Origin of the sequence: Burkholderia gladioli, from assembly GCF_000959725.1 — a bacterium.
GTDB lineage: Bacteria > Pseudomonadota > Gammaproteobacteria > Burkholderiales > Burkholderiaceae > Burkholderia > Burkholderia gladioli.
Genome location: NZ_CP009322.1, coordinates 3,472,729 through 3,485,604 on the forward strand (window position 1 = coordinate 3,472,729; position 12,876 = coordinate 3,485,604).

Annotated in this window: 11 protein-coding genes and 1 pseudogene; 2 read left to right on the forward strand and 10 right to left on the reverse strand. The window is 69.4% G+C overall.

Going from position 1 to position 12,876, the window contains the following annotated elements; translation table 11 throughout:
• The first annotated feature begins 128 nt into the window (after positions 1-128).
• Positions 129-1,631: an MFS transporter gene (locus BM43_RS15015; protein WP_036054944.1), complete on the forward strand. Its 1,503-nt coding sequence runs from the start codon at positions 129-131 to the stop codon at positions 1,629-1,631.
• 66 nt (positions 1,632-1,697) lie between these two features.
• Here the strand turns inward: BM43_RS15015 and BM43_RS15020 are convergent.
• The 10 genes and pseudogenes from BM43_RS15020 to BM43_RS15065 form a co-directional block, all read right to left on the reverse strand.
• Positions 1,698-2,362, reverse strand: a pseudogene (locus BM43_RS15020) (aldehyde dehydrogenase family protein); the annotation flags it as partial.
• Between the two features lie 12 nt (positions 2,363-2,374).
• Positions 2,375-3,253: a PIG-L deacetylase family protein gene (locus BM43_RS38885; RefSeq protein ID WP_059443198.1), complete on the reverse strand. Its 879-nt coding sequence runs from the start codon at positions 3,251-3,253 to the stop codon at positions 2,375-2,377.
• Entirely contained in the window at positions 3,250-4,311 is a 1,062-nt protein-coding gene (locus tag BM43_RS15030; RefSeq protein WP_036054943.1) for a homocysteine S-methyltransferase family protein, read from the reverse strand. The genes BM43_RS38885 and BM43_RS15030 overlap by 4 nt, the downstream gene beginning before the upstream one ends.
• 25 nt (positions 4,312-4,336) lie before the next feature.
• The gene (hisI, locus tag BM43_RS15035) at positions 4,337-4,843 is read right to left on the reverse strand and encodes a phosphoribosyl-AMP cyclohydrolase (RefSeq protein WP_042284234.1); all 507 of its coding nucleotides are present in this window, start codon (positions 4,841-4,843) and stop codon (positions 4,337-4,339) included.
• Positions 4,840-6,888, reverse strand: coding sequence for a threonine--tRNA ligase (gene thrS, locus BM43_RS15040; RefSeq protein ID WP_080741993.1), 2,049 nt, complete (start codon positions 6,886-6,888; stop codon positions 4,840-4,842). The genes hisI and thrS overlap by 4 nt, the downstream gene beginning before the upstream one ends.
• Complete coding sequence (cysS, locus tag BM43_RS15045) at positions 6,885-8,315, reverse strand: cysteine--tRNA ligase (protein WP_036054940.1); 1,431 nt, start codon at positions 8,313-8,315, stop codon at positions 6,885-6,887. Before cysS ends, thrS begins: the two co-directional genes overlap by 4 nt.
• Positions 8,312-9,229, reverse strand: coding sequence for a GTP cyclohydrolase FolE2 (gene folE2, locus BM43_RS15050; RefSeq protein WP_036054939.1), 918 nt, complete (start codon positions 9,227-9,229; stop codon positions 8,312-8,314). The genes cysS and folE2 overlap by 4 nt, the downstream gene beginning before the upstream one ends.
• Before the next feature lie 59 nt (positions 9,230-9,288).
• Positions 9,289-10,506, reverse strand: a complete 1,218-nt coding sequence (gene zigA, locus BM43_RS15055; RefSeq protein ID WP_042284237.1) for a zinc metallochaperone GTPase ZigA — start codon at positions 10,504-10,506, stop codon at positions 9,289-9,291.
• A gap of 46 nt (positions 10,507-10,552) precedes the next feature.
• Positions 10,553-10,957 (reverse strand): Fur family transcriptional regulator, encoded by a 405-nt coding sequence (locus tag BM43_RS15060; RefSeq protein ID WP_042284240.1) that lies wholly within the window; start codon positions 10,955-10,957, stop codon positions 10,553-10,555.
• Between the two features lie 336 nt (positions 10,958-11,293).
• A complete protein-coding gene (locus BM43_RS15065; RefSeq protein WP_036054930.1) occupies positions 11,294-12,445 on the reverse strand; it encodes a GGDEF domain-containing protein in 1,152 nt (383 codons plus the stop codon).
• A gap of 92 nt (positions 12,446-12,537) precedes the next feature.
• On the opposite strand from BM43_RS15065, the gene BM43_RS40460 reads away from it, so the two are divergent.
• The gene (locus BM43_RS40460; protein WP_124083601.1) at positions 12,538-12,762 is read left to right on the forward strand and encodes a hypothetical protein; all 225 of its coding nucleotides are present in this window, start codon (positions 12,538-12,540) and stop codon (positions 12,760-12,762) included.
• The last annotated feature ends 114 nt before the right edge of the window (positions 12,763-12,876 follow it).

A 12,876-nucleotide genomic window follows, 5' to 3' on the forward strand; every position in this document is an offset into this window, starting at 1 on the left:
TCTTCAGCCGAATCCCCGCGCGCCGCCTACGCAGCGCGCGCGATAAGGATCCCCGAAATCGGCATTTGAGCGTGTATTTGCTGTCGATATAGTCGCAACTCGTTTTCTTCCTGCTGACGAGCCGAACCATGTCGACCCTCGCTTTCGATCGCGCCGCGCCGGCGCAAGCCGATTCCGCCGCCGGCGCGCCCGAGCTGATCCGCTCGGCCCAGGACGTGGCGCGCCTGGCCAACCGCGGCGCCGCGTCCGGCGGCCACGCGCGCGCGGTGGTGGCGATCGCGCTGGGCGGCGTGTTCCTCGACGCCTACGACCTCACCTCGCTGGCCTACGGCATCAAGGACATCGCGCGCGAGTTCGCGCTGAGCCCGGTGCAGGTCGGCCTGGTGTCCTCGGCGATCACCTTCGGCGCGCTGGTGGGCGCCCTGGCCGGCGGCTACCTGACCGACCGGATCGGCCGCTATCGCGTGTTCATGGCCGACATGGTGTTCTTCGTGGTCGCGGCGATCGCCGCCGGCCTGGCGCCGAATGCCTGGGTGCTGGCGATCTCGCGCTTCGTGATGGGGATCGGCGTCGGCCTCGACCTGCCGGTGGCGATGGCCTTCCTGGCCGAGTTCTCGCGCGTCTCGGGCAAGCGCAACAAGGCGTCCAGCATCGCCGCCTGGTGCCCGGCCTGGTACGCGGCCACCAGCGCCTGCTACCTGCTGATCCTCGGGCTCTATGCCGTCTTGCCCGATGCGCAGCTCGGCTGGCTGTGGCGCGTGGTGCTGGCCTTCGGCGCGGTGCCGGCGCTGGCGATCATCGCGGTGCGCAGCCGCTACATCAGCGAATCGCCGGTGTGGGCCGCCAATCAGGGCGACCTGGCGGGCGCGGCGCGCATCCTCAAGCGCTCGCACGGCATCGACGCGGTGGTGGCCGAGGGCGCCGAGCTCGGCACGCCGCGGCCCGCGCGCGCCTCGTGGCGCAGCTTCGCGGCCCTGTTCAATCCCACCTATCGCAAGCGCACCATCCTGACCCTGGTGATCGGCGGCGCGTCCTCGTTCGGCTACAACGCGATCGTCTACGGCCTGCCGGTGATCCTCGCCAGCTTCCTGAAGCAGGGGCCGCTCACCACTATCGTCGCCGCGCTGGCGCTGAACCTGCTGTTCGCCTTCGTGGGCGGCCTGATCGGCGTGCGCACGGCCGCCAGCATCGGCGCCTGGAAGATGACGGTGGCCGGCGTGGCCCTGCAGTTCGCGTCCTTGATCGGCCTGGCGCTGATCGGCAAGCCGAGCGGCGCGGCCCTGGTTGTCGGTGCGATCCTGCTGCTCGGCGCCTACCTGTTCGGGCAGGGCTTCGGCCCTGGCTCGCATTCGATGACCTACGCCACGCTCAGCTATCCCACCTCGCTGCGCGGCGTCGGCGTCGGCTTCTCGCAGACCGTCGCGCGCGGCCTGTCCACCGTGTCGCTGTTCCTGTTCCCGGTGCTGGCCGCCGCGCTCGGCACGCGCGTGTTCTGGCTGATCGCGCTGGCGCCGCTGGCCTCGCTGACGGCGCTCCTGCTGCTGCGCTGGGAGCCTTCCGGCTACGACATCGACGCGGAAGACTATCGCGACGCCGAGCCGGCGGCCGCACTCGCGAAACAGGCTGCCTGAACGAAAACGGCGCGCCGCGAGCCCGATGCCCGCGACGCGCCGTTGTCCTCTTGCCGCCGTGCCCGATCAGAACAGCCCGACCGGCCGCGCGTCGTAGCTCACCAGCAGGTTCTTGGTCTGCTGGTAATGGTCGAGCATCATCTTGTGGGTCTCGCGCCCGATCCCCGATTGCTTGTAGCCGCCGAAGGCCGCGTGCGCCGGATACAGGTGATAGCAGTTGGTCCACACGCGGCCGGCCTTGATGCCGCGCCCCACGCGATAGGCGCGGTTCGCGTCGCGCGTCCACAGCCCGGCGCCCAGGCCGAAGATGCTGTCGTTGGCGATCGCCAGTGCCTCGGCCTCGTCGCGGAAGGTGGTGACGGCGATCACCGGCCCGAAGATCTCCTCCTGGAACACGCGCATGCGGTTGTGCCCCTTCACCAGGGTCGGCTCCACGTAGTAGCCGCCGGCCAGCTCGCCCGCCAGCCTGCCCGGCGCGCCGCCGGCCAGGAACTGCGCGCCTTCCTCGCGCGCGATCGTCAGGTAGCCGAGGATCTTGTCTATTGCTGCTCGGGAACCTGCGCGCCGATGGTGGTCTCGGTATCGAACGGATCGCCCTGGCGGATCCGCTTCACGCGTTCGATCACGCGCTCCATGAAGGGTTCGTAGATCGATTCCTGCACCAGCGCGCGCGACGGGCAGGTGCAGATCTCGCCCTGGTTCAGGAAGCCGAGCACCAGCCCTTCGGCTGAGACGAGAAGCGCTCAGCGCGCGTCGAGCGGCGGAAACAGCTCGCGCAGGTCGGCGCCGCCGTCGAGGATGGCGCGCCGTTCGACGGTTTCGATCGCCCGCCCGCTCCATCGATCCACGCGATACAGCGCGCCGAACGGGAAGGACGGCGGCTGCGCGCCGGCGCCGGGCACGTTCTCGCCGCCGCGCCGCACCGAGTCGGACAGCCAGGAAGCCAGGCGCAGGTGATAGGGATTGCGCGCGATCTCGCCGCGATGGCAGAGCAGGGCATCGAGCAGGGTGGCGACCTCGGCCTTGCGCAGTTCCAACAGCAGGTTGGGATCATCCAGCGTGCCCCAGAACTCGGTCTGTGCCAGCCACAGCGGCCGTTCGTATCGCTGCAGGGCGTCGAGCACCAGCCGGTGCACGCCGATATGGGTGGCCGAGCCGTCGCGCGCATTCGGGAACATCAACAGGCGCGGACGATACCGGTCGAGCAGCGCGGCCAGCAGCGCGACGTCGCGTTCCCAACTGATCGGGTCGGCATGGCGGCGCGCCTCGCTGATCGGCTCGCGGCCCGCGAAGCCGGCATCGGCCAGCGCGAAGCCGAGCCGCCCGCAGGCCTGGCTCAGTTCGCACCAGCGCGCCTCGCGGCGCTCGACGCGGCTGCCGAGCGTGGCCGCCAGGTTCAGCACCGCGTAACCGGCCTCGCGACGCAGGCGCAGCGCGAGACCGCCCACCAGGCACTCGTCGTCGGGATGCGGCGAAACCAGCATCGCCAGCGGGCGATCATGATCGAGGTCGATCGAAGGCAGCGGGCCGGCCGGCTCGGGCATCGGCAGCCGCGCTTGCAGCAGGCGATCGAAGGCATCCAGGTAGTCGATCACGCCGTCGGCCGGCCGCGTTTGGTTCATGCCTCGGGCTCCGCCGCGACGGGCCGGCCGGGCAGCGCGCGCGGCGCCTTGCTGCGCATCACCCGCGCGATCGCGGCGATGTGCTCGGGCGTGGTTCCGCAGCAGCCGCCGGCGATATTGAGCAGGCCGGCCTCGGCGAATTCGCCGAGCAGGCTGGAGGTGACGTCGGGCGTTTCGTCGAAGCCGGTCTCGCTCATCGGGTTCGGCAGCCCCGCGTTCGGGTAGCAGGAGATATAGGTCTCGCAATGCTTGGCCAGCTCGGCCAGGTAAGGCCGCATCAGCGCGGCGCCCATCGCGCAGTTCAGGCCGAAGGTGAGCGGGCGCGCATGGCGCAGCGAATTCCAGAACGCTTCCACGGTCTGCCCCGACAGCACGCGCCCCGAGGCATCGGTGACCGTGCTGGAGATCATGATCGGCAGCCGCTCGCCGGTCTGCTCGAACAGCTCGTCGAGCGCGAACAGCGCGGCCTTGGCATTGAGCGTGTCGAACACGGTTTCGACCAGGAACAGGTCCACACCGCCTTCGAGCAGCGCCGCCGCCTGCTGGTGATAGGCCTCGCGCAGCTCGTCGAAGCTGACGTTGCGCGCGCCGGGATCGTTCACGTCGGGCGAGATGCTGGCCGTGCGCGGCGTGGGCCCCATCGCGCCGGCCACGTAGCGCGGCTGCCCGGGCGCGGCATGGCGGTCGGCCGAGTCGCGCGCGAGCCGCGCCGATTCGAGGTTCATCTCGCGCACCAGCGCTTCGAGGCCGTAGTCGGCCTGCGCGATCGAGGTCGCGCCGAAGGTATTGGTCTCCGCGATATCGGCGCCGGCCGCGAAATAGGCGTCGTGGATCTCGCGGATCAACTGCGGCCGCGTCAGCGACAGCAGCTCGTTGTTGCCCTTCAGGTCGCGCGGGTAGTCGCGAAAGCGGTCGCCGCGGAACTCGGCCTCGCCCAGGCGCTCGCGCTGGATCATGGTGCCCATCGCGCCGTCGAGGATCGCGATGCGCGCCTGCAGCAGCCGCGCCAGCCCGGCGCCGCGTGTGTAGTCGATGTCGATGGCGGGATGCCGGGCCATGATGGTCCTCGTGCGGGTTCGATGGTTACAGGATCGTCGGATTGGGCGCGTCGCCGTACATCTGCAGCGGATCGAAGGTCTTCCGCGCCTCGGTGAAGACCAGCGCCGGGTCCTGCTCGTGTTGCGCGCCGACCGGCACGCGCCGATAGAAGCAGGAGCGGTAGCCGACATGGCAGCTCGCCCCGGAGCCGGCCACGCTCACGCGCAGCCAGACGGCGTCCTGGTCGTCGTCGATGCGCATCTCCTCGACGCGCTGCACCAGGCCGCTGGTGGCGCCCTTGCGCCACAGCGCCTGCCGCGAGCGGCTCCAGTAATGCGCCTCGCCGCTGCGGATGGTCAGCGCCAGCGCCTCGCGGTTCATGTAGCCGAGCATCAGCACCTCGCCGCTGGCGGCCTCGGTGGTGATGCAGGCGATCAGGCCGTCGCGGTCGAAGCGCGGCGCGAGGGCATGGCCCTCCTCGACCTGCTCGATCGAATCGCGCGAGGCCAGCGTCACGCCCTCGCTCGCCGTGTCCTTGGGTATCTGGCTCATTGCAATGCTCCTGTCGTGTTCGGGGTATGCAGTCCGACGCGCGCGAACAGCGCCTGCCGTGCCGCGATGCGCGCGGCCTGGTCGGGTGCCTGGCATTCGTTGACCAGCAGCGCGACGGCCTGCGCGAGCGGCAGCGTGCCGAGGTCGAGCCCGCCGCGCGAGCGAATCGCGATGCTGCCGGTTTCGCGTTCCCGGGCGCCGGCCACCAGCAGGAATGGAATCCGCTGCAGGGTCTGCTCGCGGATCTTGTAGCCGATCTTCTCGCGACGCACGTCCGCCTCGGCGCGCAGGCCGGAGGCGGCCAGCCATTGCGCCACGTCGCGCGCGTAGTCGGCGTGTTCCTCGCTGATCGACAGCACCATCGCCTGAACCGGCGCGAGCCAGGGCGGCAGCTTGCCGGCGTGATGCTCGATCAGGATGCCGATGAAACGCTCCAGCGAGCCGAACAGCGCGCGGTGCAGCATCACGGGCCGCTTGCGCTGGCCATCCTCGTCGACGTACTCGATGCCGAAGCGCTCGGGCAGGTTCATGTCGACCTGCAGCGTGCCGCATTGCCAGTCGCGGCCGATCGCGTCGCGCAGCACGAATTCGAGCTTGGGGCCGTAGAACGCGCCTTCGCCGGGGTTGAGCCGGTAATCCAGGCCCATCGCGTCGAGCGCGTTCACCAGCGCGCCTTCCAGGCGATCCCAGGTGGCCTCGTCGCCCATCCGGTTCGCGGGCCGCGTGGAGAGTTTGATGCGCACGTCCTCGAAGCCGAATTGCCGGTAGATGTCGAGCACCAGCGCCACCACGGCGCGGCATTCCTGGTCCATCTGCGCGGGCGTGCAATAGATGTGGGCGTCGTCCTGCGTGAAGTGGCGCACGCGCAGCAGCCCATGCAGCGCGCCCGAAGGCTCGTAGCGATGCACCTTGCCGAACTCGCCCATGCGGATCGGCAGGTCGCGATAGCTCTTCAGGCCGTGGCGGTACAGCAGCACGCTGCCGGGGCAGTTCATCGGCTTGAGCGCGAGCGAGCGGCCGTCCTCGGTGGCGGTGGTGAACATGTGGTCGCGATAGTTGAGCCAGTGGCCCGAGATCTCCCACAGGCTGCGATCCATCACGTCGGGCGAGTTGACCTCGACATAAGCGGCTTCCTCCTGGCGGCGGCGCATGTAGGCGATCAGCTCGCGGAACACGGTCCAGCCGCGCGGATGCCAGAACACCGCGCCGGGCGCGTCCTCCTGGAAGTGGAACAGGTCGAGCTCGCGGCCGAGCCGGCGATGGTCGCGCCGCTCGGCTTCCTCCAGCCGCTCGAGATGGGCCGCGAGCTGGCGCGCGTCGGCCCAGGCGGTGCCGTAGATGCGTTGCAGCTGGGGGTTGCGCGCGTCTCCGCGCCAGTAGGCGCCGGCCAGGCGCGTAAGCTTGAAGGCCTTGAGGAAACGCGTGTTCGGCACGTGCGGGCCGCGGCACATGTCGACATATTCCTGGTGGAAATAGAGGTTCATCGCCGCGACCTCGGGCATCGCCTCGATCAGGCGCAGCTTGTAGGCCTCGCCGCGCTCGTGGAACAGGCGGATCGCCTCCTCGCGCGGCAGCACGCGCTTGATCACCTCGTAGTCTAGGTCGATCAGTTCGCGCATGCGCTGCTCGATGGCGGCCAGATCCTCGGGCGTGAAGGGGCGCGGATAGGCGATGTCGTAGTAGAAACCGTCCTCGATCACCGGGCCGATCACCATGTTCGCGTCCGGGTAGAGCTGCTTGACCGCGTGGCCGAGCAGGTGGGCGCAGGAGTGGCAGATGATCGCGAGCCCTTCCTCGTCGGCGGGCGTGATGACGCGCAGCCTCGCATCGTGCTCGATGGCGTCGCCGAGATCGACGAGCCGGCCGTCGAGTTCGCCGGCGACGGCGCGCCTGGCCAGGCCGGGGCCGATCGCGGCGGCCACCTCGGCCACCGTGGTGCCTGTCGCGAAGCCGCGATGCGAGCCATCGGGCAGGGTGAGGTCGATGGGTTCGGCCGGGGCGGAAGGAATCATGGCTTCGGGAAACGGAGAGGGGGGAGGCGTCATGACTGCACCTCGTGATCGGCGAAGCGCCATCGCGTGCCTTGCGGCGTGTCCTCGAGCAGCACGCCGCCGTGGTCGAGTTCCTGGCGCAGCGCGTCGGCGCGGGCGAAGTCGCGACGCTGGCGCGCGGCATCGCGCTCGGCCACCAGCGCCTCGGCGCGCTCGGGCGTCAGCGGCGCATGGCGCGGATCGCGGGACTGGTGGCGCAGCGCGGCGAGGGCGCTCGGAGCGTGCTGCCGTAGCAGCCCGAGCAGCGCCGCGGAGGTGCGCAGCCGCGCCGCGGCCTCGCGCTGCTCGTCGGGATCGGTGGCGTGGGCGAGCTGCGATACGAGCTCGTGCAGGCGGCTGATCGCGAGCGGCACGTTGAGGTCGTCGCGCAGCGCGGCCAGCACCAGCGCATCGGGCTCGACGGCCTGGGCCGGAGCAGGCCCGCCGTCGTGCGCCTCGACACAGGCCAGCGCGCCGTACCAGCGCGTCAGCGTCTGCCGCGCCTGAGCCAGGCGCCGCGCGTTCCAGTGCAGCGGATTACGGTAATGCGTGGCCAGCAGCGCGAAACGGATCGCCTCGCCGGGCGCCTCGGCCAGCAGCTCGCGCACCAGCAGCACGTTGCCGAGCGACTTCGACATCTTCTGGCCGTCGACGGTGACGAAGCTGTTGTGCACCCAGGTCCGGCAATACAGCGCGTCGTGGGCGCAACTGCCTTGCGCGATCTCGTTCTCGTGATGCGGGAAGATCAGGTCCTGGCCGCCGCCGTGGATGTCGATGGTATGGCCGAGGTGGCGGCCGATCATCGCCGTGCATTCGACGTGCCAGCCGGGGCGCCCGCGGCCCCAGGGGCTGTCCCAGCCGGGCAGCTCGGGCGTCGAGGGCTTCCACAGCACGAAGTCGAGCGGATCGCGCTTGTAGGGCGCCACCTCGACGCGCGCGCCGGCGATCATGTCCTCGGTGCGGCGGCCCGAGAGCTGGCCGTAGTCGGCGTAGGAGGGCACATGGAACAGCACGTGGCCTTCCGCGACATAGGCATGGCCGCGCACGATCAAGGTTTCGATCAGGGCGACGATCTCGGGGATGTGCTCGGTGACGCGCGGTTCCAGGTCGGGCGCGAGCACGCCCAGCGCCTGCATGTCCTCGTGATAGGCCGCGATGTAGCGTTCGGTGATCGCGCCGATCGGCAAGGCCGCGGCGGCCGCGGCCGCGTTGATCTTGTCGTCGACGTCGGTGAAGTTGCGCGCGTAGACCAGCTCGCGATAGTCGTGGCGCAGCAGGCGCGCCAGCACGTCGAACACCACCGCCGGCCGCGCGTTGCCGATGTGCGCGAAGTTGTAGACGGTGGGGCCGCAGACGTACATCGTGGCGCGATCGGGCCGGGAGGTCCGAAGGACTTCCTTGCGGCGCGTGAGCGTGTTGTACAGGCGGATCGCGTCGCTCATGGCTGGCCTCCTCCCGCTCGCGCCGGCACGGACCAGGCCGCCGCGTCGTGCGGATGCAGGCTTTCCAGGTGTCGCACATGCACGTGCGCGCCGCCGAGGCTGGCGAGCGCGGCCTGGATGCGCCGCGCGGCGTCCTCGACGAACATCAGGTTGGCGCCGTTCAGCGCCGCGAAGGCCTGTTCGTCGGCGCGCTTGACCGCCGTCTGCACCGGCGTGGCGACGGCCGCCTCGACGCGGTCGATCAGCGAGAGCAGGCCGAAGTCGCGCGCATCGGCGGCGATATCGATACTCACCTCGGCCTCGCTGCGCTGGCTGTGCGGCGTGGCCAAGGTGGCATGACGCTTCAGCCAGGCGGCGACTTCCGCCGGGTCGAGCGCGGTGCTCGCTTCGAAGTCCTTGAGGAAGGCCTGCTCCACCAGTTGCCTCGACAGCGCCGCCGAGCACGGGCAGGTCGACGAATAGGCGACCGTGACGCGCGCATGCAGGCTCGGGCGGCCGTCGATCAGCGTCGCGTCGATGCGCACCGGATAGGCTTTCCAGCCCGACAGACCCTCGGTGACGAGGGCCGGGCGGCGCGTCAGCAGCTCGGCCCGCAGGCGCAGGCGTGCATTGCGGCTGTCGCAGTCGCGATGGCTGTCGACCATCGCCTGCAGCAGCGCGACCAGGCCGGCGGGCGACAGCGCCTCGTCGTGCCCGAGCGTGTCGAGCAGGCGATAGAGGCGCGACATGTGGATGCCCTTGACCTGCGGGGCGGGCAGATCGACCTGCACGTCGGCGCGCGCGTGCAGGGCGCGCCGATAGCCGGGCTCGTCGATCGTGACGGGAAGGTCGATCTGCTGCATGCCGACCCAGGCCAGCGGGCTCAGGCTGGGCGCGAGGTCGGTCAGGGAGACGTCGGGAAGGGCTGCGTTCATGCTCTCGGTTCGGTGGAGATGCGTCCCCACCCGGTCTGGAGCAAGGAACGCTGGTTCGATCAGGGCCAGTCGGAAAACGGACTCGGCCAGGTGGTCCAGACGGCCGGGCCGCGGGACATTTCCTCGTCGCTGAGCAGACAGGCATCGAGCCGGGCGCGCATCGACGCCTCGTCCATGTCCATGCCGATCAGCACCAGTTCCTGCCGCGCGTCGCCGACGCGCTCGTCCCACTTGGCGCGGATCGCGGCGACCGCCTCGGAATCCTGCGGCCAGCGCTCCTCGGGCACCGCGGCCCACCAGTAGCCGGCCGGGCCGTGGCGCGCCACGGCGCCCGCCTGCGACCAGCTCCCGGCCAGGGTCGGGTGGCTGGCCAGCCAGAAGAAGCCCTTCGAGCGCACCACGCCGGGCCATTCGCTATCGATCAGCGCGTGGAAGCGCTGTGGGTGGAACGGGCGCCGCGCGCGATAGACGAAGCTGCGGATGCCGTATTCGTCGGTTTCGGGCGTGTGGGTGCCGCGCATTTCCTGCAGCCAGCCCGGCGCCTTCGAGGCTTCGTCGAAATCGAACAGGCCGGTGCTGAGCACGCGCTCGAGCGGCACCTTGCCGAATTCGGCCAGCTCGATGCGCGCGCGCGGGTTCAGGCCGCGCAGGATCGCCATCAGGCGCTCGCGCTCGGCGTCGCTGATCAGGTCGATCTTGTTCAGCACGATCACGTCGCAGAACTCGATCTGCTCGATCAGCAGGTCGACCACGGTGCGCCGGTCTTCCTCGCCCAGCGATTCGCCGCGCGATTGCAGGCTGTCGCGCGAGCTGTAGTCGAGCAGGAAGTTGTAGCCGTCCACCACCGTCACCATGGTGTCGAGCTGGGCGATCTCGTTGAGGCTGCGGCCGTCCTCGCCCTCGAAGGTGAAGGTCTCGGCCACCGGCAGCGGCTCGGAGATGCCGGTCGACTCGATCACGATCTGGTCGAAGCGGCCCTCGCGCGCCAGCCGGTCGACCTCCTCCAGCAGGTCCTCGCGCAGCGTGCAGCAGATGCAGCCGTTGCTCATCTCCACCAGCTTCTCGTCGGTGCGCGACAGCTCGGCGCCGCCCTCGCGCACCAGGGCCGCGTCGATGTTCACCTCCGACATGTCGTTGACGATCACCGCCACGCGCCGGCCCTCGCGATTGTTGAGGATGTGGTTCAGCAAGGTGGTCTTGCCCGCGCCGAGGAAGCCGGACAGCACCGTGACCGGCAAGCTGCCGGGAGAGGGGGAAGTGGAGGTTGCTTGGCTCATCTTGGGGATCTCGATAATGGCGCGCGCCGGCTCGCTCGATGGCGGCTCAGCCGTGCGTGGCCTGTTCACGTGCGCCGCAGGCCGCGCACTGGCCGTGAAGCTCGATGGCGGCCTGGCGCAGGGAGAATGCGTGCTCGCGCATCCAGTGCCCCAGGCAGCGGCCGACTTCCGGGTCGACGAATTCGTCGACCTGCCCGCATTCGTCGCAGATCGCGAAGGCGAGCAGGCCGGGCCCGCAGGCGGCCGTCTGCCGGCAGGCCAGGTAGGCGTTCAGCGATTCGAGCCGGTGCACCAGGCCATGCGCGGTGAGTCGCTCCAGCGCCCGGTAGACCTGGGCCGGCGCGCTGAAACCCTGCTCGCGCAGCCGCGCCAGCAGCGCGTAGGCGCTGAGCGGGCCGGCCGCCTGCCTGAGGGCGGCCAGCACGCGCTGCTGGTTGACGGTCAATCGCATGGGAATCCTCCGGGGCCGGCCTCGGGCATCGCGACGGCGGGATGCGATGCGGGATACGAAAATGATATGTTATATCATCTCGGGGCGGCGCGTAGGGTGCCGTGTGGCGGTAAAGAGAAGGGAGCGAGGTAGAGGCGGGCGCTTGACCAGCGCGTTAACGAGCGGCGCGATGCGCTGACGACGGTTGCGATCGGGCAGATTTCCTGGCGCATACGCTGGCGCTGGCTCGGCGGCTGCGTCAGGCAGCGCCTTGCTGGCGGCGCTCGATGCGCGAGCTGTTCGACCTGATGAAATGCTGGTGCCGAGGCAGCGGGCCGCGGCCCCAGGGCGGGGCGCCTAGCCCTGCACCAGCCGGTTGCCGCCGAGCGATTTCGCCGTGTAGAGCGCGGCGTCGGCGGCGGCCAGCATCTCGGCCAGGGCCGGCACCGAGTTCGCCTCGTAGCGCGCCAGGCCGATGCTGACGGTGGCCTGGATGTCGATGCCGTCGATCTTGGCGGCGATCGTCTCGGCGAAGCGCTGCGCGACGTACTCGCCGAGTTCCGCGGCGCGCGAGGCGTCGTAGCTCGACAGCAGCGCCGCGAATTCCTCGCCGCCAATGCGCGCCAGGATCGTTTCGGACCCCAACACGGTGCGCGCCACCTCCGCAAACGATTTCAGCACCTCGTCGCCGGTGTGATGGCCGTAACGGTCGTTGATGCGCTTGAACTGGTCGAGGTCGAGCGCCAGCACCGCGAACGGCAGCTTGCCGCCGGCCGCCTGGATCGCCCGCGTGCCTTCCTCGAAGAACCAGCGGCGATTGCCCAGGCGCGTCAGGTAGTCGGTCTGGGCCTCGCGCAGCAGGCGGCCATGGGTTTCCTCGCGGATCAGCCGCAGCAGCGTCATCGGCAGGATCACGGAATACAGCACGCCCTCGTAGAGCGTCGCCTGGCTCGCCAGCATCACCAGCGGCATGCCGTAGCGCTGCGCCAGCCAGGGCAGCACCAGTGCCCGCGCAATATAGAACAGCGCATGCAGGCCGGTGACGAGGATCGCGATGCGGCGCGCCTGCAGGGCCTTCATGCCCTCGCAGCGCAGCAGTTCGCGGGTGGTCATGCCGCTCGCGAAGGCGATCGGCAGGGCGCTGACGTAGTACCACATCACGTCCGCCCAGCGCGTCCAGCAAATCGCCCAGGCCAGCGCGTCCACCGCCAGCACGCCGATCGCCACGCGCGTCGCGCGGCGGCCGTTCAGCGCCGCCACCCCGCCCAGGATCAGCAGGTAGCCGCCGAGGATCACCAGGTTGCTGAGCACGGCGCCCGACGCGCCGGGCATGGCGCGGCGCACCAGCACCACGGCGCAGCCCACGCCGAGCGTGGTATAGCCGGCGGCCAGGATCCGCAATGCCTTGCTGCGATGGGGATGAGCCTGGTGCTCCCAGAACGTCAGTCCGGCACTGGCGAACAGCGTTCCGATCGCGAGGAAATATAGGGTAAGAAGGTCGACGTGCATTACTGACGTAAAGGCTTACGCCGGTGTGTCGCGGCGGCTGGCGGCATTTTACGCTGAACGTTCGACAACTCCGTGATGTTCAAATTTCAGGCGTGACGGGCGCAATTCATCGAGGGGAGCGGCGCTCGTTTCGGCTGTGCCGTGATCGAGCGGCGGCTTCCCGGTATCGCGCGGGCCGGATTGAAAAGATGGCGGCGGCCCGCAGCGCGGCGATCAGGAAGGTCGAACTGGTCGATGGAATTGAAATTGAGTGGCGATTATTTTCACCATTACTGAAATTAAAATCAAAGGTGCCATTTGTTGTTGATGGTGCCTGATTTCAAATGTATCGGTATGCACGGGGTAATTTCCTTGTCATCGTCGTGATACAGTATGTTTCAAATCTTTCCGTAGACGGAATATTCAATCCAGGTGAATCGGAAAACCGAGCC

Excerpts from the sequence above, each read along its gene's own strand:
- BM43_RS15015 (WP_036054944.1), top strand. The coding sequence starts at position 129 with ATGTCGACCCTCGCTTTCGATCGCGCCGCGCCGGCGCAAGCCGATTCC.
- BM43_RS38885 (WP_059443198.1), bottom strand. The coding sequence starts at position 3,253 with ATGAACCAAACGCGGCCGGCCGACGGCGTGATCGACTACCTGGATGCC.
- BM43_RS15030 (WP_036054943.1), bottom strand. The coding sequence starts at position 4,311 with ATGGCCCGGCATCCCGCCATCGACATCGACTACACACGCGGCGCCGGG.
- hisI (WP_042284234.1), bottom strand. The coding sequence starts at position 4,843 with ATGAGCCAGATACCCAAGGACACGGCGAGCGAGGGCGTGACGCTGGCC.
- thrS (WP_080741993.1), bottom strand. The coding sequence starts at position 6,888 with ATGACGCCTCCCCCCTCTCCGTTTCCCGAAGCCATGATTCCTTCCGCC.
- cysS (WP_036054940.1), bottom strand. The coding sequence starts at position 8,315 with ATGAGCGACGCGATCCGCCTGTACAACACGCTCACGCGCCGCAAGGAA.
- folE2 (WP_036054939.1), bottom strand. The coding sequence starts at position 9,229 with ATGAACGCAGCCCTTCCCGACGTCTCCCTGACCGACCTCGCGCCCAGC.
- zigA (WP_042284237.1), bottom strand. The coding sequence starts at position 10,506 with ATGAGCCAAGCAACCTCCACTTCCCCCTCTCCCGGCAGCTTGCCGGTC.
- BM43_RS15060 (WP_042284240.1), bottom strand. The coding sequence starts at position 10,957 with ATGCGATTGACCGTCAACCAGCAGCGCGTGCTGGCCGCCCTCAGGCAG.
- BM43_RS15065 (WP_036054930.1), bottom strand. The coding sequence starts at position 12,445 with ATGCACGTCGACCTTCTTACCCTATATTTCCTCGCGATCGGAACGCTG.